Annotated in this window: 14 protein-coding genes; 7 read left to right on the top strand and 7 right to left on the bottom strand. The window is 73.0% G+C overall.

Going from position 1 to position 17,423, the window contains the following annotated elements; translation table 11 throughout:
* Positions 1 to 52: 52 nt before the first annotated feature.
* Positions 53 to 556 carry an SRPBCC family protein gene (locus tag BJY28_RS03955; protein WP_179461852.1) on the bottom strand — a complete coding sequence of 168 codons (504 nt, stop codon included), beginning with the start codon at positions 554 to 556 and terminating at the stop codon, positions 53 to 55.
* 90 nt (positions 557 to 646) lie between these two features.
* Here BJY28_RS03955 and BJY28_RS03950 point away from each other — a divergent pair, with 90 nt between their 5' ends.
* Together BJY28_RS03950 and BJY28_RS03945 are read left to right on the top strand one after the other, a co-directional pair.
* A complete protein-coding gene (locus BJY28_RS03950; protein ID WP_343036950.1) occupies positions 647 to 2,245 on the top strand; it encodes a class I adenylate-forming enzyme family protein in 1,599 nt (532 codons plus the stop codon).
* A gap of 25 nt (positions 2,246 to 2,270) precedes the next feature.
* Positions 2,271 to 2,561 (top strand): hypothetical protein, encoded by a 291-nt coding sequence (locus tag BJY28_RS03945; protein WP_179461851.1) that lies wholly within the window; start codon positions 2,271 to 2,273, stop codon positions 2,559 to 2,561.
* A gap of 56 nt (positions 2,562 to 2,617) precedes the next feature.
* On the opposite strand, the gene BJY28_RS03940 is transcribed toward BJY28_RS03945, so the two are convergent.
* The 5 genes from BJY28_RS03940 to BJY28_RS03920 form a co-directional block, all read right to left on the bottom strand.
* On the bottom strand, positions 2,618 to 3,091 hold the full coding sequence (locus BJY28_RS03940) for a GNAT family N-acetyltransferase (protein ID WP_179461850.1): 474 nt from the start codon (positions 3,089 to 3,091) through the stop codon (positions 2,618 to 2,620).
* A complete protein-coding gene (locus BJY28_RS03935) occupies positions 3,088 to 4,383 on the bottom strand; it encodes an MFS transporter (protein ID WP_179461849.1) in 1,296 nt (431 codons plus the stop codon). Before BJY28_RS03935 ends, BJY28_RS03940 begins: the two co-directional genes overlap by 4 nt.
* A gap of 22 nt (positions 4,384 to 4,405) precedes the next feature.
* Positions 4,406 to 5,440 (bottom strand): hypothetical protein, encoded by a 1,035-nt coding sequence (locus BJY28_RS03930; RefSeq protein ID WP_179461848.1) that lies wholly within the window; start codon positions 5,438 to 5,440, stop codon positions 4,406 to 4,408.
* Between the two features lie 78 nt (positions 5,441 to 5,518).
* The gene (locus tag BJY28_RS03925; RefSeq protein ID WP_179461847.1) at positions 5,519 to 7,738 is read right to left on the bottom strand and encodes an NAD(+) synthase; all 2,220 of its coding nucleotides are present in this window, start codon (positions 7,736 to 7,738) and stop codon (positions 5,519 to 5,521) included.
* Positions 7,739 to 7,764: 26 nt separating this feature from the next.
* Positions 7,765 to 8,271, bottom strand: coding sequence for an RrF2 family transcriptional regulator (locus BJY28_RS03920; RefSeq protein WP_218875157.1), 507 nt, complete (start codon positions 8,269 to 8,271; stop codon positions 7,765 to 7,767).
* A gap of 76 nt (positions 8,272 to 8,347) precedes the next feature.
* On the opposite strand from BJY28_RS03920, the gene BJY28_RS03915 reads away from it, so the two are divergent.
* From BJY28_RS03915 to BJY28_RS03895, 5 genes are all read left to right on the top strand, one after another.
* Positions 8,348 to 8,881, top strand: coding sequence for a carboxymuconolactone decarboxylase family protein (locus tag BJY28_RS03915; protein WP_179461846.1), 534 nt, complete (start codon positions 8,348 to 8,350; stop codon positions 8,879 to 8,881).
* A gap of 114 nt (positions 8,882 to 8,995) precedes the next feature.
* Positions 8,996 to 10,408 (top strand): ATP-binding protein, encoded by a 1,413-nt coding sequence (locus tag BJY28_RS03910; RefSeq protein ID WP_179461845.1) that lies wholly within the window; start codon positions 8,996 to 8,998, stop codon positions 10,406 to 10,408.
* A 182-nt stretch (positions 10,409 to 10,590) separates the two neighbouring features.
* On the top strand, positions 10,591 to 11,892 hold the full coding sequence (locus tag BJY28_RS03905) for an FAD-dependent oxidoreductase (protein WP_179461844.1): 1,302 nt from the start codon (positions 10,591 to 10,593) through the stop codon (positions 11,890 to 11,892).
* Between the two features lie 35 nt (positions 11,893 to 11,927).
* On the top strand, positions 11,928 to 13,061 hold the full coding sequence (locus BJY28_RS03900) for a DUF1365 domain-containing protein (RefSeq protein WP_343036948.1): 1,134 nt from the start codon (positions 11,928 to 11,930) through the stop codon (positions 13,059 to 13,061).
* The gene (locus tag BJY28_RS03895; protein ID WP_179461843.1) at positions 13,058 to 14,296 is read left to right on the top strand and encodes an SAM-dependent methyltransferase; all 1,239 of its coding nucleotides are present in this window, start codon (positions 13,058 to 13,060) and stop codon (positions 14,294 to 14,296) included. The genes BJY28_RS03900 and BJY28_RS03895 overlap by 4 nt, the downstream gene beginning before the upstream one ends.
* A gap of 363 nt (positions 14,297 to 14,659) precedes the next feature.
* On the opposite strand, the gene ppdK is transcribed toward BJY28_RS03895, so the two are convergent.
* Positions 14,660 to 17,377, bottom strand: a complete 2,718-nt coding sequence (gene ppdK / locus BJY28_RS03890) for a pyruvate, phosphate dikinase (RefSeq protein ID WP_179461842.1) — start codon at positions 17,375 to 17,377, stop codon at positions 14,660 to 14,662.
* Between the last annotated feature and the right edge of the window lie 46 nt (positions 17,378 to 17,423).

The following is a 17,423-nucleotide window of genomic DNA, read 5'->3' as shown; positions in this document are numbered from 1 at the left end:
GCCCGGGCAGTTGACGAAGGGAGGGGGGCAAGGGGCGAAGGGGAGTGGCAGGTCAGGTGGCGGTGGCGAGGTCGTCGCGCAGCCGGGCCAGGGTGCGGGAGATGTTGCCCTCCTGCCACTGCGCGAAGGTGCGCCCGCCGGTCGCCGCGCGGTCGAACACCCCGGCAACCACGTCCGGCCATCCCCGGTGGTCGGTCCACGTCTCGGTCACCCGGGTGCCGTCGCCCACCGGCTCCATCCGGTACTCCCAGCCGGCGACCGGCAGCCGCAGCCGCGGCGAGCCCAGCCCCCAGGCGACGACGTCGAAGGCGAACCGCGCGCCCGGCTCGGCCGCGCTCACCTCGCAGCGGGTGTGCCAGCGGCGCCCGCCGCGCGCGTTGCTGCCGACGAAGACGTCGCCCACGATGAGGTTGCCCTCGCCGCGCTCAACGACCGCGCCGGTGTTCTCCGGGCTCCACCGACCCATCCGGGTCGGGTCGCTGATCTGCTCGTACACCTGCTGCGGGGTGACCCCGGGGATGTCGACGGAGTCGCTGACGGTGCGGACGCGGGCCATGCGCCCACCCTAGGTCGCGCCGGTCGTGACCTGACCACCGAGCCCGACCGTCCGGCCCGACCGCGTGACCCGACCGCCTAGCCTGCCGACGTGGGAGAAGCCTCAGCACGGACCGGCACCGAGCCCGCACCGACCCCCTTCTCCATGGCCCGGTGGTGCGTCGGCGATCCCGCGGCCCGCCGGCCAGACCACGTCGCGCTCCTCGTCGCGCACGGGGTCGACCGCGACGGTCACCTCGACGCCGACCGCTGGACCTACGCACAGGTCGACACCGCGGTGCGCGCCTGCGCCGCTCGGCTGACCGGGTTCGGGCTGCAGCGCGGTGACCGGGTGCTGCTGCGGACGGGCAACCGGGCCGCCTTCCCGATCGCCTTCTTCGGGGCGATGTCTGCCGGGCTGGTCGCCGTCCCGGTCTCCGACCAGCTCACCGCCGACGAGGCCGCCTTCGTCCTCGCCGACTCGGGTGCGGCGGCGGTGGTGCACGACCCGGCGCTGCCGCTCGCCGTCCCGGAGCAGGTGCCGGTGCTCCCGGCCGACGCCGTCGACGGCGCACTGCCGACACATGACGACCTGCCGGACCACGTGGCCACCGACCCCGACGAGCCCGCCTTCCTCACCTACACCTCCGGCACCACCGGCCGGCCAAAGGGGGTGCTGCACGCCCACCGCTCCGCCTGGGGGCGTCGTCCGATGCACCGGGGCTGGTACGGGCTCGGGCCGCAGGACGTCGTGCTGCACGCCGGCGCGCTCAGCTGGACCTACACCCTCGGCGTCGGGCTCACCGACCCGTGGGCGCTCGGCGCCACGGCGGTCGTCTACGACGGGCCGCGGGACCGGCTGGTCTGGCCGCGGCTGATCGCGGCGGCCGGGGCGACGCTCTTCGCCGCCGTCCCCGGCGTCTACCGGCACCTGCTGCGCGAGTGCGGCCCGGCGGTCTGGACCAGCCTGCCTACCCTCCGGCACGGCCTGGTCGCCGGCGAGGCGCTGCCGCCCGCGGTGCTGGAGGCCTGGACCGACGCCACCGGCCGATCGCTCTACGAGGCCTTCGGGATGAGCGAGATCTCCACCTTCGTCTCCGCCGGACCCGAGACGCCGGTGCGTCCCGGCAGCCCGGGCCGACCCCAGCCGGGCCGACGGGTCGCCGTCCTCGACGCCGAGGCCCTCGAGCAGGGTCGGGAGGTCGAGCTGCCGCAGGGGTCGGTCGGGCGCCTCGCCGTCGACCGCACCGATCCCGGGCTGATGCTCGGCTACTGGCAGCGGCCCCAGGAGAGCGCCGAGGCGCTGCGCGGCAACTGGTTCGTCAGCGGCGACCTGGCCGCCTTCGACGATGACGGCTACCTGCACCACCACGGCCGCGCCGACGACGTCATGACGGCGATGGGCTACCGGGTCGCGCCCGCCGAGGTCGAGCAGGCGCTGGCCGACGTCCCCGGTCTCGCCGAGGTCGCCGTCGCCGCCGTGCCGATCGGCGACGACGGGGTCAGCCTCATCACCGCCTTCGTCGTGCCGCAGGCGCCGGGATCTCTCGACCCCGGCACCGTCCTGGAGCACGCCCGGGCCCGGCTCGCGCCGTACAAGCAGCCCCGCGAGGTGGTCCTGGTCGAGGCGCTGCCGCGCACCGGCAACGGCAAGATCCGTCGGCGGGCGCTGGTCGCGGACCGGCAGACGGGCGACCGGTCGTCCGGCTGACCCCGGGTCGTGGGATGATGACGGCATGGCTTCGCACCCGCGCCTCTCCGGCCCGCCCACCGGCCCGCACGCCGCTGAGGACCTCGGCCACGCCACCCACACCGCGATGTGGACCGGCTGCATCATCGCCTTCATCGCCTCGCTCTTCGGCACCGTGGCCGCGCTCGGCGGCGGCATGATCTTCTGGATCATCTGCGGGGTGCTCGTCGTCGTCGCGCTGGTGGTCTACAAGATCATGAGCAAGATGGGCATGGGCCAGTACACGAACAAGCCGATCGACTCCGGCGAGGACCGCGAGACCATCGGCATCGCCTGAGCTGCGACGCCTGAGCGTCCAGCGCTGCCCCGAGGGCTCTGCCCGGGGCGCGCGCCTCAGAGCTCCCGCGTCATGAAGACGCTGTTCGGATCCTCCCGGTAGGTGCCGAAGGGCGGGCACGGCACGAACCCGGCGCCGGCGTAGAAGCGCCGTGCAGGCGCGAAGAAGTCCATGCTGCCGGTCTCCAGGCTGACCCGCACCACCCCGCGCTCGCGGGCGTCGGCCAGCACGTGCGCGAGCATCGCCCCGGCGATCCCACGACCCCGGTGGTCCGGGTCGGTGCGCATGCTCTTCAGCTCCTCGTGGCCCGGTTCGGCCAGGGCCGCCAGCGCGACCGTGCCGACCAGCGGCGCCGCGGCCTCCGCCCCGAGATGGGCGCTCCACACCCGCACCCCCGGGGCCCGCAGCCCGTCGAGGTCGAGGGCGTGCCGACTCTCCGGCGGCGCGGTCGGCGCCATCGCCGCGAGATGATCCCCCAGGAAGGCGATCAGCTCGGGGGCGTCGAGGTCGGCCCGGCGCATCGTGATCATGCGGCCGCCTCCTGCGGGCCGCGCCGCGGGATGGTCAGGCACATCGCCGCGGCGACGAAGCACAGGATCGCGGCCGACAGCCAGGCCGCCGAGTAGCTGCCGGTGCTGGTGCGCACCCAGCCGGCGATCGAGGCGCCGATCCCGGCGCCGACCATGTGCGAGGCGAAGACCCAGCCGAAGACGATGCCGGAGCGCTCGATCCCGAAGTGCTGCCGGCACAGCGCGACCGTCGGCGGCACCGTGGCCACCCAGTCCAGCCCGTAGAAGACGATGAAGATCCACATCCCCGGCTCGACGTGCGGCGCCAGCACGGCGTCGATGGCCAGCAGGCTGAGCCCGCGGAAGGCGTAGTAGACGACCAGCAGGATCCGCGCGTCGATGCGGTCGGTGAGCCACCCGGACGCGATCGTCCCGGCCACGTCGAAGACCCCGACCAGCGCCAGCAGCCCGGCCGCGGTGGTCGCCGGCATGCCGTGGTCGTGCGCCGCCGGGACGAAGTGGGTCTGGATGAGTCCGTTGGTCGACCAGCCGCAGACGGCGAAGGTGAGCAGCAGCGCCCAGAAGGTCCACCGCCGGGAGGACTGCAGCAGCACCCGGACGGCCAGCACCGCCGGGTTGGTGCGGTCGGCGGTGGTGTCCTCGGCCGGCTCGACGGCGTAGCCCTCGGCCACGCCGTAGGGGGCCAGGCCGCGGTCGCTGGGCCGGTCGACGAGGAAGAGCGCGACGAGCACCGCGACCAGCAGGGACAGCCCGGCGACGATCATCGCCGCCCAGCGCCAGCCCTGGTGGGTGGCGGTCCAGGCGATGGCCGGCAGGAAGACCAGCTGGCCGGTGGCGTTGGCCGCCGAGAAGACACCGGTGATCAGCCCGCGGCGGGCGACGAACCAGCGGTTGGCGACGATCGCGCCGAAGACCAGCGCCATGCAGCCGGTGCCGATGCCGATGACCCCGCCCCACAGCAGCCACAGCTGCCACGGCGAGGTCATCACCGTCGTCGCCGCGCTGGCCAGCCCGACGAGCACCAGCGCCGCGGTGACCACCCGACGGATGCCGAAGCGCTCCATCATCGCGGCGGCGAAGGGGGCGACCAGCCCGTAGACGACGAGGTTGAGGCTGACCGCCCCGGAGGTGGTGGTCCGGCTCCAGCCCATCTCGGACTCGATCGGCTCCATGAGCACGCCGGTGCTGGAGCGGAAGGCGGCGGCCGCGACGAGCGCCGCCAGGGTCACCCCGGCGACGATCCACGCCGGGTGCACACCGCTGCGGGTGCGCGTCGAGGTGGGTGTGCTCACCGCGTCATCCTGCACCACCGGTTCAGTTCCAGCGGTCCCAGAACTCGCCGTAGCTCTCGTCGTAGCGCTGCTCGTCGCTGCTCCGCACGTACTCGCCGTCGAGGTAGAGCTGCTTGATGGCCTCGTGCCCGGCGGCCTCGGCCTCCTCCGGCGACGAACCGTCCGCCACGGCCGCGTCGTAGGCCTGCTCGTAGGTCTCGACGGAGCGGTTGCCGCTCGCGTAGGAGGGGTCGATCTCGCGCATCTCCTGGATGTACTCGACCCGCTCGACCTCGCAGTCCACCTCGAGGTCGAGCATGGTGTCGACGTACTCCTCGCGGTCGACCTCGGTGACCGACGGGGTGAGGTCCTCGGCGTCGTGCCGCGCGTGCTCGGCTTCGTGGATGATCGACTCGCTGCCGCCCTCGCCGATGATCATGACGTTGTCGTTCGGGTCGTACCGGGCGCCCTCGGCGCCGGGGTCGTGCTGGATGCTGATGCCGTTGCGGGCCATCCAGTCGAGGGTCTCCCGACCCGACCGGGTGGCGAGCATCTCCCGGATCTCCGGGTCGTCCGGGTCGGCGCCGGGCGGGAGCGTGACGTCCTCGGCCGCCTGGTCGATGATGAGGTCGAAGAAGCCGTGCTTGTCGAGCATCTCGATGATCCAGCTGTCGCTGTCCCGGGCGTCGTTGTTGTCGTGCTGGATCTGCCCCGCGTCGGCCTCCGAGCCGACCTCCGCGCCGGCCGCCGCGCCGGCGAGCGACCCGACCGCGAGGCCCAGCGCCGCACCGCGAGGCGCCCCGCCCGCCTGGCTCGCCGCGTGCTGCGCATCGGCCTGCTGCTGCAGCCGGCGCGCCGACTCGGCCAGCAGCGAGGAGGCCTGGGCCAGGCGGGAGCCGGCGGCCGACCAGCCCTGCGCGTAGTGCTCGCGGTCGCGCCCCGCCCAGGAGCCCTGCAGGGTGACCATGAGCGCGTTGCCGGTCTGCAGCACGTCGTCGGAGCGGCGCGCCAGCGCGCCCAGCTGGCCGCTGATCACCAGCAGCCGCTCGACGTCCGCGCCCTGGCTGACCTCGGTCATGTCGCTCTCCTTCGTCCGGTCCGTGCGTGCTGGACGCTAGTCCGGCGCTCGCCCGTCAGCGATGGGGAGCGGTCCCCCTCAGGGGGTCGGGACGTTCGCCTCGATCTCGGCGAGCCAGCGCGCGGCCGAGGCGTCGCTGGGCATCCGCCAGTCGCCGCGCGGGGAGAGGGTGCCGCCGGGCACCACCTTCGGCCCGTCGGGCAGCGCGGAGCGCTTGAACTGGTTGGCGAAGAAGCGGCGCACGAAGACGGTCAGCCAGTGCCGGATCTCGGCGAGGTCGTACGCGCCGCGGTCGCTCTCCGGGACGCTGCTCGGCCAGGCGCCGCGGGCGGCGTCGGACCACGCGGCCTCGGCGAGGAAGGCGATCTTGCTCGGGGCGTAGCCGCGGCGCAGCACGTGGTAGAGCGTGAAGTCCTGCAGCGCGTACGGCCCGATCGTCGCCTGTGTCGACTGCGGCTGCTCGGTGGTGCTCGGCACGAGCTCGGGGGAGATCTCGGTGCCGAGGATGGACAGCAGGGTCTCGCGCACGTCGTGCCCGTCGCCGCCCTCGCCGCCGGCACCACCGCGGGTGGTCTCGACCTGGTCGGTGGTGGCCACCCAGCGCACGAGGTGCTGCATGAGCGTCTTCGGGACGCCGGCGTTGACCCCGTAGTGGCTCATCTGGTCGCCGACCCCGTAGGTGCACCAGCCCAGCGCCAGCTCGGAGAGGTCGCCGGTGCCCAGGACGATGCCGCCGCGGTGGTTGGCGACCCGGAAGAGGTAGTCGGTGCGCAGCCCGGCCTGCACGTTCTCGAAGGTCACGTCGTAGACCTCGGCGTCGTGCTCGGCGTCCGGGTCGAGGCCGAAGGGGTGGCCGAGGTCGGCGAGCATCTGGGTGGCGGCCGGGCGGATGTCCAGCTCCTCCCAGGTGATCCCGAGAGCCTCCATGAGAGCGACCGCGTTCGTCTTCGTACGGTCGCTGGTGCCGAAGCCGGGCATGGTCAGCGCGTGGATGTCGGTGCGGGGGCGGTCGAGCCGGTCCATCGCCGCGGCCGCGACGAGCAGCGCGTGGGTGGAGTCGAGGCCGCCGCTGACCCCGATGACGACTTTCGGCTGCCAGTCGTCGCCGCCGATCGCCCGCAGCCGCTGCTCGAGCCCGCTGACCTGGATGTTGTAGGCCTCGAAGCAGTCCTGGGCCAGGCGCGACTCGTCGTCGGGGACGAAGGGGAACCGGTCGAGCCGGCGGCGCAGCCCGAGGTCGCCGCCGGGCGGGTCGAGGGTGATCTCGACGTGCCGGTAGTCGGGGCCCTCGCCGGTGCCGATGCCCTGGCCGCGGCGGTTGTCGTCGAAGGAGCCCTGCCGCAGCCGCTCCTGACGCAGCCGGTCGACGTCGACGTCGACGACCGTGCGCTGCGCCTCCTCGGGGAAGCGCGCGGACTGCCCGAGCAGGTCGCCGGCCTCGTAGACGACGGTCAGGCCGTCCCAGGAGAGGTCGGTGGTCGACTCGCCGCGCATCGCCGCGGCGTAGACGTAGGCGGCGTCGCAGCGGGCCGAGGCGGAGCGGGCCAGCAGGTGCCGGTCCTCGGCGCGGGCGACGGTGATCGGCGAGGCGCTCAGGTTGAGCAGCACGGTCGCGCCGGCGAGAGCGGCCTCGTGGCTCGGCGGCACCGGCACCCACAGGTCCTCGCAGACCTCGGCGTGGATGCTCAGGCCGGGCACGTCGACGACGTCGACGAGGATGTCCGGGCCGAAGGGGATCGGCTCGCCCGGCTCGCCGCCGGGCCCGGGCAGGCCGGGGACGGTGAGGGTCTCGCCCCACTGGTCGTCGCCGGCGGCGAAGTGCCGCTTCTCGTAGAACTCGCGGTAGTTGGGCAGGTAGGACTTCGGCGCGATGCCGAGCACCCGGCCGCGGTGGATGGTCACGGCGCAGTTGTAGAGCCGGTTCCCCTTCGCCAGCGGGGCGCCGACGACGATCACCGGCAGCAGCTCGGCGCTGGCGGCGGCGACCTCGGCGAGGGCGGTGACGGTGTCGCGCAGCAGCACGTCCTGCAGCAGCAGGTCGCCGATGGCGTAGCCGCTGAGGCCCAGCTCGGGGAAGAGGGCGAGCGCGACGCCCTCGTCGTGGCAGACGCGGACCTGCTCCAGGGTGCGGGCGGCGTTGACCCGCGGGTCGCCCATCGCCACCGGCACCGTGCACGCGGCCACCCGGGCGAAGCCGTGGCGGTAGAGGTTGCGGAAGTCGCGCTGGTCCTGGTCACGCTGGTCCTGGTCACGCTGCGGTCGGTCGCCCGTGGGTCGATCGGCAGGGGTCGCGGTCATGCGCCTCAGCCTAGGAGGCCTGACGGTCAACGGGAGGTGAGCCACTCCCGCACCCGGCCCGGAGCGTCCGGGGTGGTGGCGGCGACGGTGCCGGACAGGTCGGCGATGGTCGTGCCGGCGAGCTCGCGCCGCCAAGCATGCTCGGCGCGGGACATCGTCAGGTGGATCGCGCAGGTGCCACGGGCCGCGCGAGGACCGGCCTGCAGCGGCCCCTGACCGAGCAGGTCGGTGCAGCGGAAGAGCTCGTCGCCGCCCTCGACCGCCGTGACCACCTCGAGCACGGTGACCTCGGCGGGGTCGCGGGTGAGCCGGTACCCGCCGCGCGGGCCCGGGGTGGAGCGGACGATGCCCGCCTTCGTCAGGGCCTGGAGCTGCTTGGTGAGGTAGGCCGGCGGCAGCTCGTGCAGCTCGGCGAGGCGGGTGCCGGGCACGGCCGCGCCCTCGGCCCAGGCGAGGTCGAGGCAGCAGTGCAGCGCCCACTCGACACCCTGGCTCATCCGCATGCCGCCGATGCTGCCACGGATCGAGCCCATCTGATTAATCTAGATATGTAATATCCAGATTAGGACTGGCCGACCGGTCGGCCCCGCACCGACGAAGGAGCTCCCGATGACGGACACCACCCAGACCGCCCCTGACCAGACCAACCCCGACCAGACGACCCGCTACACGACCCCGGACACCAGCGGCATCCCCGCGCCGGTCGACATCTACGGTCCGCAGCCGGCGGCCTACCGGGCCATGGTGCGACTCGAGCAGGCAGCCCGCGACGGGGTCGGCGACGACACGATCTTCGAGCTCGTCAAGCTGCGCGCCTCGCAGATCAACGGCTGCGGCTACTGCGTCGACATGCACAGCAAGGACCTGCTCGCCGGTGGCGAGACGCCGCAGCGGCTCGTCCTGCTCGACGCCTGGCGCGAGGCGCCGATCTACACCCGGGCCGAGCGGGCGGCGCTGGCGCTCACCGAGGCGGTGACGACGGTCGCCGACGGGCACCCGAGCGCGGAGGTCGAGGCCGAGGCCCGTGAGGTCTTCGACGAGGGTGCCTACGCCGGGCTCGTCGTCGCCATCGCGACGATCAACGCGTGGAACCGGCTGGCCATCACCAGCCACGCCCCGGTCGGGTCCTACCAGCCCGCCTGAGCCGAGCTGTCGACGCGGCATGCGGCAGGGTCGCCGGGCGTCGTCGCGCTGTCGCCCGGTGGGAGGGATCGCAGCGGCGACACTCAAGAACACTAACAATGTTACAGTTTGTTCATGCAGGCGAGCGAGGTGGACCGAACCCTTGAGCTGTCCGGTGAGGCCCTGGTGGCTGCGCTGACCGATCTCGTCGAAGGGCAGTACCTCGAGCGGAAGTCCGGGCGAGTGTCAGCCAAGGACCTCGCGGTGCCGCTCGTCGCGATGGCCAACTCCGAGGGCGGGGTCATCGTCGTCGGACTGCACGGTGGGCAGCCGGACGGCGTCCCGGAGGGGAAGGTCAACGACCTTCGTCAGGCGTCGCTGGACCACACCGAGCCTCCTGTCCGGTGCTCTGTCGACGAGCGGGAGGTGCCCGGCTCCGACGGGGTCGCTCGGACGCTGCTCATCCTGCGGGTCGATCCCTCGGAGAGCATGCACCGCCTGACCAACGGGACGGTCTACCTGCGGGTGGGCGACGAGTCGAAGAAGCTCTCCGCGGCGCAGAGCCAGGAGCTCGCCTACGACCGGGGTGCGGTGATGTACGAGGCTGCACCCGTCCGCATGGAGGTCGCCGATCTGGACGGATCCCAGCTCGAGGCATATCGGAGCGTGCTCGGGGCCCCCACCGTCGAGTCGATGCTCAGGGCCCGAGACCTGGTGGATCGTCAGGGCAGCGTGACGACCGCGGCCTGCCTGCTCTTCGACGACCGCCCCCAGACGACCTTCCCCAACGCGCTCATCCGGGTCCTTCGGTACGGGGACACGGAGCGAGGCACCGGGCGGAGCATGTCGCTCGAGGACGGCGCCGACCTGCGGTTCGAGGGCTCCATCCCGGCACAGATCCATCGCGCTGCGGCGACCATCGAGGACCTCATGCCCAAGTGGCGTCAGCTGACCGATGCTGGTCGCTTCGAGCCACGACCTCGGATCCCGAGGGACGCCTGGCTCGAGGGCCTCGTCAACGCCGTCATCCACCGCTCCTACAGCATGATGGGCGATCACATCCGGGTCGAGATCTTCCCGAACCGCATCGAGATCCATTCTCCGGGAAGGTTCCCTGGCATCGTCAACCCGGACCGGCCGCTCGAGATCGACCGGTACGCCCGCAACCCGCGGATCGCCCGCGTGTGCTCCGACCTGGGGATCACCCGCGAGCTCGGCGAGGGCATCCGACGGATCTTCGAGGAGATGCGCGGGCGCGGGTTGGTCGATCCCGTCTACACCCAGTCCTCCGCCGCCGTCCGGCTCGTCCTCTGGGCGAGCGACGCGCTGCCGTCCGAGGTGCTCGCGCGTCTCACCCCGAGCGCCCGGGCGATCCTCGACGTGATGAGGCAGGGACAGCGGCCGATGGGTACCGGGGAGATCAGTGACCTGGCGGACGTCACGAGGATGACAGCGACGCGGGCTCTGAGGCAGCTCCAGGACGAAGGGCTGGTCACGTGGGACGGGCGCACCGCGAAGGACCCCCGGGCAACCTGGCGGATGGCCTGAGCTCGAGTCGAACCGGCGGGTCCTGAGCGAGGTCTGTCGGTGCCCGGAGGCACCCGGCGCCGAGTCCTCCCATCCGCACGGGCGAGGGCGCCGAAGCCCTCAGGTACCGGCCGGAGCGCTCCGGTCGATACTGTCTGCCCAGGTGGCACCGCCTGGGCACCAGGACGACGACAGGACGTGGCGTGACCGACAGCTCCCCCTCACCGACATCGCGCCGGCGGACCGCGGTGATCGGCGCGGGCGTCTCCGGGCTGACCGCGGCCTACCTGCTGCGCGAGCAGGACGAGGTCACCCTCTACGAGGGCCAGGCCCGGCTGGGCGGGCACGCCCATACCCACGACGTCACCGGCACCGGCGGGGTGCCGCGCCGCATCGACTCCGGCTTCATCGTGCACAACGAGCGCACCTACCCGCACCTGCTGCGACTCTTCGCCGAGCTCGACGTCCCCCGGCGCAGGACGATCATGTCGATGAGCATGACCGTCGCCGACGAGGGGCTGGAGTGGGCCGGCGGCGCCGGGCTGAAGGGGGTCTTCGCCCAGCCGCGCCGGGCGGCCGACCCCCGCTTCCTGCGGATGCTCACCGGGATCCGGCGCTTCCACCGGCTGGCCACCGCCCACCTCGCCGAGGCCGCCGAGGACGACGACACCCCCTTCGGTGCCTGGCTGGAGCGCCACCGCTTCGGCGACGACCTCGTCCGCTGGTACGCGATGCCGCTGGTCGCCTGCGTCTGGTCCGCCGGGGCGCGCACCGCCCGGGACTACCCGGCGCGCAGCCTCTTCGCCTTCCTCGAGAACCACGGGATGCTCACCGTCACCGGCTCCCCGCAGTGGTACACCGTCGATGGCGGCTCGCGGACCTACGTCGACGCCGTACGCGGCGCTCTCGAGGGCGCCGGGGCCCGCGTCGTCACCGGTTCGCCGGTGGCGTCGCTGACCCGTCCCGCGGGCGGCGGGGTCAGCCTCACCCTCGCCGACGGCCGCACGCACGCCCACGACCGGGTGGTCGTGGCCACCCACGCGGACGAGGCGCTGGCGATGCTCGCCGACCCGAGCGCCGCCGAGAAGGAGGTGCTCGGCGCCTTCCGCTACACCCCGAACCGGGCGGTGCTGCACACCGACACCTCGATCCTGCCGAGCGCGACCGCGGCCCGGGCGAGCTGGAACTACCGGGTGCCGCCGCCCGGCGACGACACCCCGCCGGTGGTGACCTACTGGATGAACCAGCTGCACGCGATCGAGGAGAAGACCCCCTTCCTCGTCACCCTCAACGGCGAGCACCTCATCGACGCGTCGCGGGTGCTCGCGCGGATGGACTACACCCACCCGGTCTACGACGGGCCCGCGCTGCGCGCGCAGCGCCGGCTGCCCGAGCTCGCCGACGAGCGCACCGCCTACGCCGGGGCGCACCACGGGTGGGGCTTCCACGAGGACGGCTGCCGCTCCGGGGTGGCGGCGGCGCGACACTTCGGGGCGACCTGGTGAGCGCGGGCGCGGTACCCGCGGAGGCTGGTGCACCGGTGGGGGAGGGTGCGTCCACCGGGGCCGGTGCGTCGGCGGAGGCAGACGTCGCAGCGGCGTCGACCCTCGTCGCGACCCCGCCAGCGCTGCCCGCGCTCGTCGTCGGGCACGTCGTGCACGACCGCGCCCGGCCGCTGCGGCACCGCTTCCGCAACCGGCACCACGCCTGGCTGGTGGAGGTGCCGGCGGGGCGGCGCGAGCCGCAGACCGTGCCCGGGCGACTCGGCGCGGTGCTCGGGCGGGCGCTGCGGCTGCGTGCGGCCGACCACCTCGACGCCGGCCGGCTCGGCGGCGGGCTGCGCGGTGACCTGGAGCGCTGGCTGCACCGGCGCGGGGTCGAGCTCGCCCCCGAGGACCAGGTGCTGCTGCTCGCCCAGCCCCGGGTGGCCGGCTACGCCTTCAACCCGCTCAGCGTCTGGTGGGTCCTCCGCGACCCCGCACCCCCGCACAACCCCCTTCAGCACCCACAGCCCCCGCAGAGCACCGAGCTACCACGCAGTAAGTGTCGTGATCACAGCACTTACTGCGTGGTAGGTGGGTCTGCAGGGGAGGGGGACGAGGACGGCGAAGGGGGTGGCCGGCAGGTGGTCGCGGTGGTCGCCGAGGTGCACAACACCTACGGCGAGCGGCACGCCTACCTGCTGCGGCCCGACGCGCAGGGGCGCTCGAGCCAGGACAAGGAGTTCTACGTCTCGCCCTTCAACGACGTCGAGGGTCGCTACGAGATCCGCACGTCGCTGACCCCGGAGCGGGTCACCGTCTCGATCGCGCTGCACACCGGCGACCCGGCCCCCACCTACGGCGACCCGGCCCCCACCTACGACGACCCGGCCGCCACCTCCGGCGACCCGGCCCCCACCTCCGGTGACCCGGTCGGCACCCCGGAGGACCTCGACCGCGACCCCGCGGGCGGGGCCATCCGCTCCGCCCCGAGCACCGAACCCCTCTTCACGGCCACCGTCACCGGCCGGCCCCACGCGGTCACCCCGCGCCGGGTGCTGGCCACGCTGGTCCGCCAGCCCGGCGGCTCCTACCGCACCTCGGCGCTCATCCGCGCGCACGGGGTGTGGCTGTGGCTGCGCCGCCTGCCCGTCCGCCCACGACCCCACCACCCCGAGGACTCCGTGCGATGACGACCATCAGCGAACCGCTCTGCCTGCGCCGACCCCACCTGCAGCGCTGGTGCCTGCGCCGCTATCTCGCCGAGGCGGTGCTGCGCCGGGTGCTGGCCCGCGTCCCGGTCCGGGTCACCCTCCCGGACGGCCGCGCGCTCGGCACCGACGACCCGAGCCTGCCGACCATCGAGATCCTCGAGCCAGTGGCCGCCTTCGAGCGGCTGGCCCACCACCCGAAGATCGGGATCGGCGAGTCCTACATGGCCGGCGAGTGGCGCCCGGCCCCCGGCCACGACCTGGCCGACGTGCTGCACCCCTTCGCCGAGCGGATGACCACCGCGGTCCCGCCGCTGCTGCGCAAGGCCCGGATCCTCGTCGAGCGGGCCATCCCGGCCAGCCAGCGCAACACCCTGCTCGGCTCGCGGCGCAACATCGAGGCGCACTACGACCTGTCCAACGAGCTCTTCGAGCGCTTCCTCGACCCGAGCCTGATGTACTCCAGCGCCCTCTTCGACGAGGGGTCCGACTGGTCCGGGCAGAGCCTGGAGAGCGCCCAGCGGCACAAGGTGGAGCGGGTCCTCGACCTCGCCTCGGTCGGCGAGGGCAGCCAGGTGCTGGAGATCGGCACCGGCTGGGGGACCCTGGCGATCGCCGCCGCCGAGCGCGGCGCGCAGGTCACCAGCGTGACCCTCTCCCAGGAGCAGGCCAGCCTGGCCCGGGAGCGGATCGACGCCGCCGGGCTCAGCGAGCGCGTCGACGTGCGGATCGAGGACTATCGCGAGGCGACCGGGCGCTACAACGCGATCGTCTCGGTGGAGATGATCGAGGCCGTCGGGGAGGAGTACTGGCCGACCTACTTCGCCACCCTCGACCAGCGGCTCGCCGAGGGCGGGACGGTCGTCATCCAGGCCATCCTCATGGCGCACGAGCGCTACCAGGCCACCCGCAACTCCTTCGGCTGGATCCAGAAGCACATCTTCCCCGGCGGGCTCATCCCCTCCTGGCAGGCGATCCGCGACGTCGCCGCCGGGCACACCACGCTGCGGGTGCGCGAGACGGCGACCTTCGGCCCGCACTACGCCGAGACGCTGCGGCGCTGGCGGGAGACCTTCCTCGCCCGCTGGCCGGAGATCGCCGCGCACGGCTTCGACGAGGAGTTCCGCCGGATGTGGGAGTTCTACCTCGCCTACTGCCAGGCCGGCTTCGCCAGCGGCTACCTCGACGTCGCCCACCTCACCCTGCGCCGCCCCTGAGCCGACCCCGACCTCCGCAGCTGCCCGGGCAATTCACACGCCCAGGCCGCAACTGCCCGGGCAAATCACACGCCCAGGCCGCAACTGCCCGGGCAAATCACACGCCCAGGCCGCAACTGCCCGGGCAATTCGCACGCCCAGGCCGCAACTGCCCGGGCAGCTCACACGTCGGGACGTGAATTGCCCGGGCAGTTGCGGGGGAGGGCGGGCGGAGTCGACTGCCGCTGTGGCAGCGGCAGCGGCTGGTCCAGCGAAACTGCTGCCAGCACCAGTTCGATGAGCCAGCAGCAGATCGAGGTGCTGCTGGGTCACGAAACTGCAGCCAGCAGCAGTTCCGTCGGTGGCCGGCGAGGGGAGAGGGGGTCAGCGGGTCCCGACGTCGTCCGTGGTCACCGCCGCGCGCCCGGCCTCCAGCCGCGCCACCGGCACCCGGAAGGGGGAGCAGCTGACGTAGTCGAGGCCGACGTCGTGGAAGAAGTGGATCGACTCGGGGTCGCCGCCGTGCTCGCCGCAGACCCCGGTCTTCAGCCCGGTCGCGGTGGCCCGGCCGCCCTCGACCCCCTGCCGGACGAGCTCGCCGACGCCGAGCGCGTCGAGCGTCTCGAAGGGGGAGATCGTCAGCACCCCGTTCTCCAGGTACGCCGCGAAGAACTCGGTCTCGACGTCGTCGCGGGAGAAGCCCCAGGTGGTCTGGGTGAGGTCGTTGGTGCCGAAGGAGAAGAAGTCGGCCTCGTGCGCGATCCGGTCTGCGGTCAGCGCCGCCCGCGGCAGCTCGATCATGCAGCCGATCGGCAGGTCGAGCCGCTGCCCGGAGGACTCGGCGACCTCGGCGAGGATCTCCTTCGCCTGCTCGCGCACCAGGTGCATCTCCCGGCGGGATCCGACGAGCGGCACCATGATCTCCGGCTGCGGGTCCTTGCCCTGGCCGCGCAGCTCGACGACCGCCTCGGCGATCGCCCGGATCTGCAGCGCGAAGAGGCCGGGGTACTTCAGCCCGAGGCGCACCCCGCGCAGGCCGAGCATCGGGTTCTGCTCGTGGGTGTGCCGCACCGCCTCCAGCAGGGTGATGTCGCGCTCGACCTCCGGGCCGCTCTCGCCGCGCTCCTGCGCCAGGGCCACCCGCACCGACAGCTCGGTGAGGTCGGGCAGGAACTCGTGCAGCGGCGGGTCGATGAGCCGGATCGTCGTCGGCAGCCCGTCCATCACCTCGAGCAGCTCGACGAAGTCGGCCCGCTGCAGCGGCAGCAGCTCGGCCATCGCGGTCTCCCGGGCCTCGTCGGACTCGGCGAGGATGACCCGCTCGATGTACTCGCGGCGCTCGCCGAGGAACTGGTGCTCGGTGCGGCACAGGCCGATCCCCTCGGCGCCGCGGTCCCGGGCGCGCTGGGCGTCCTCACCGGTGTCGGCGTTGGTGCGCACCCGCAGCCGGCGCCGCTCGTCGGCGTGCTCCAGCATGCGGTGCACCGCGTCGACGAGGTCACGGGTGTCGTCGTCCTCGGCCTTGGCCCGGGCGGCCTCCACCCCTTCGGCGATGTAGGTCATCACCGGGGAGTCGATGACGTCGACGGCGCCGACGTAGATCTCGCCGGTCTTGCCGTCGATGGAGATCGTGTCGCCCTCGCCGAGGGTGGTTTCGCCGACGGTGATGGTCTTGGCGGCGACGTCGATCTGGAGGTCCTCGGCGCCGACGACGGCGCACATGCCCATGCCGCGGGCGACGACGGCGGCGTGGCTGGTCTTGCCGCCGCGGGCGGTGAGCACGCCGACGGCGGCGACCATGCCGGGAAGGTCCTCCGGCGAGGTCTCCCGGCGGACGAGCACGACGTCGGCGCCGGCCTCCTTGCGGGCCTGGGCGGAGGCGTTGTCGAAGACCACCTCGCCGACCGCGGCGCCGGGGGAGGCGCCCATCCCGGTGGCCAGCCGCTGGCGGGCGGCGTCCTTGTCGAACTGGGGGAAGAGCAGCTGGCCGAGCTGCTCGCCGCTGACCCGCTCCAGGGCCTCGTCCATGGTGATGAGCTGCTCGTCGACGAGCTGGGTGGCCACCCGGAAGGCGGCCGCCGCGGTGCGCTTGCCGACCCGGGTCTGCAGCATCCACAGCTTGCCGTGCTCGATGGTGAACTCGATGTCGCACAGGTCGCGGTAGTGGGTCTCCAGCCGGCGCATCGCGGTGCGCAGCTCGCGGTAGGCGCCGCGGTCGCGGTCCTTGAGGTCGGCCAGCGCCAGGGTGTTGCGGATGCCGGCGACGACGTCCTCGCCCTGCGCGTTGGGCAGGTAGTCGCCGTAGACGCCGGAGTGGCCGGAGGAGGGGTCGCGGGTGAAGCACACCCCGGTCCCGGAGGTCTCGCCGAGGTTGCCGAAGACCATCGCCTGCACGTTGACCGCGGTGCCGAGCTCGTCCGGGATGCGTTCACGGCGGCGGTAGAGCACGGCCCGCTCGGTGTTCCAGCTGCGGAAGACGGCCTCGATGGCCATGTCCACCTGCTTGCGCGGGGTCTGCGGGAAGGGGGAGCCGGTCTCGGTCTCGACGAGCTCCTTGTACTCCTTGACCAGGGCCTTGAGCTGCTCGGCGTCGAGCTCGACGTCGCTGCGCACCCCGGCCGCGGCCTTGCGGGCCTCCAGGGCCTCGGAGAAGCGCTCGCCGTCGATGTCGAGCACGGTCTTGCCGAACATCTGGATCAGCCGCCGGTAGGAGTCCCAGGCGAAACGCTCGTCGTCAGCGAACTCGGCGAGGGAGTGCACGGTGTCGTCGTTGAGGCCGACGTTGAGCACGGTCTCCATCATCCCGGGCATCGAGAACTTCGCCCCGGAGCGGACCGACAGCAGCAGCGGCTCCTCGCTGTCGCCGAGGGTGCGGCCGATCTCGTCCTCGATGTCACGCAGCCGCCGGGTCACCTCGACCCTCACCTCCGGCGGCACCTTGCCCTCGGTGAGGTAGGCCCGGCAGGCGTCGGTGGTGATGGTGAAGCCGGGCGGCACCGGCAGGCCGAGCTTGACCATCTCGGCGAGGTTGGCGCCCTTCCCGCCGAGCAGGTCACGCTGGTCCCGGTCGCCCTCGCTGAACTTGTACACGTACCTGGCCATGGGGACCCTCCTCGTCGACGGTGTGCCCATCATGCCGTCAGGTGCC

The sequence above is a fragment of the Janibacter alkaliphilus genome (assembly GCF_013408565.1).
Classification (GTDB): Bacteria; Actinomycetota; Actinomycetes; order Actinomycetales; family Dermatophilaceae; genus Janibacter; species Janibacter alkaliphilus.
This window is presented reverse-complemented; position numbering and strand designations above follow the sequence as displayed.